This is a genomic window from Flavonifractor sp. An91 (genome assembly GCF_002159225.1).
Classification (GTDB): domain Bacteria; phylum Bacillota; class Clostridia; order Oscillospirales; family Oscillospiraceae; genus Flavonifractor; species Flavonifractor avicola.
In genome coordinates this window covers 1-1,259 of sequence record NZ_NFHA01000092.1, presented here as the reverse complement: position 1 = coordinate 1,259, position 1,259 = coordinate 1, and the positions used below count along the sequence as shown (strand labels likewise).

Here is a 1,259-nt window from a genome sequence, read left to right as displayed (position 1 = left end):
AGCACCCAGCCCACGCGCTTGAAGCCATATTGGGCGATGACGCCGCGGGCGCAGTCCGCTTTCAGGTGCATACCGTCGAAGCCGGCCCGGATGGCCGCTTCAATGGCCTGCTTGCAGGCGATGTTGCACTGGTGGCTCGCCCGCCACAGCCCCGCCTCATTGCTGCGCTTGGCCTCGGACAGAGAGCCCAGGTACAGATAGGGGTGGTCTGTCAATGTCAGTTGGTTCATCTGGTTTACCTCCTTACTTCTTTGGTAGTTCTGTGGCCTTAAAAGCCGTTCCAAATCTGCTCCCCGCGGTAATCAAAATATTCTGCGTCAGCACAGTCTTCCGGGGTCAGATCCTTCAACCGCTTTCTGCTCCGGGAGATGTAGAGGTCAGAGTCCATGGGCGGTTTCGGCACCTTGACCCGCAACAGCTCGTCCATTTGAACCAGCTGAGCGTATTGTTCCGGCTCGTGCTGTCTGAGGTACTGATAGAAGTGGTTTTTATGGAAGGGGCAGAAGGTGCAGGCGCTGGCGCGGGTCTCCAGGCCCCATACCTCCTTGATATAGCCGTAGCTGTCCGCCCGGGTAAATTCCATCTGTACCAGAGGGAAGCGGTTGACGAACATCGGATTGGTGCTCGCTTTACAGCGTCTGGCTTCTTCCAGGCTGAATCCGATGTGCATTTCATGGGCCTTTTTGTCCTCGTCCCTGAGCCGCTGTCCTTTTTGGTAGCCCAGCAGGTCCCACCGTACATACTTGGAGATCAGTTCCACCTTATAGTCGATGGTGCAGTTGCGGGGCATTTTGCTCTTATGGCCGTCATCCCGAAGGGTCCACCACGGGATGCTGATGGTCCGCCGCTCGCCAAAATTCCGAATGAAATCGGAGTATAAGGGTGATTTCAATACCTTGAACGGCAGACCGCTGGACGCGCAGGCCCGGCGGATGAAGTCCACCTGTTTTGCGACCCATGGGGGTTCAAACCCGAGGTCGCAATAAATGATGGCGTCATAGATGGGGACCAGAGGATGGACGGGCCGCCCGGCCTTTGCGTTTTCACAACTCATCAGGGCCAGGGCCGTGCTCTGCATCCCTGCGCCGCAGGAGAGGATTTTCATTTGCCATCCTCCTACGCCGAAACGGCATATTTCAGCGGCGCATGGATCATCTTTACGCCGCCCTGGGTCCATGCGGAGCCGCACATCCCGTAGACGCTTTCCACCGCGTAGCCGTCGCCGCCGTCCGGGAGGGCAGAGCGGATGTATTTGACCG

Annotated in this window: 2 protein-coding genes; both read right to left on the bottom strand. The window is 57.8% G+C overall.

Going from position 1 to position 1,259, the window contains the following annotated elements; all coding sequences use genetic code 11:
• Window positions 1-230, bottom strand: a 230-nt coding sequence (locus B5G42_RS17565) for a DUF3849 domain-containing protein (RefSeq protein WP_140399891.1), incomplete at its 3' end; no start/stop codon positions are given.
• Window positions 231-268: 38 nt separating this feature from the next.
• Window positions 269-1,105, bottom strand: coding sequence for a hypothetical protein (locus B5G42_RS17560; protein ID WP_087273168.1), 837 nt, complete (start codon window positions 1,103-1,105; stop codon window positions 269-271).
• Between the last annotated feature and the right edge of the window lie 154 nt (window positions 1,106-1,259).

Excerpts from the sequence above, each read along its gene's own strand:
- B5G42_RS17560 (WP_087273168.1), bottom strand. The coding sequence starts at position 1,105 with ATGAAAATCCTCTCCTGCGGCGCAGGGATGCAGAGCACGGCCCTGGCC.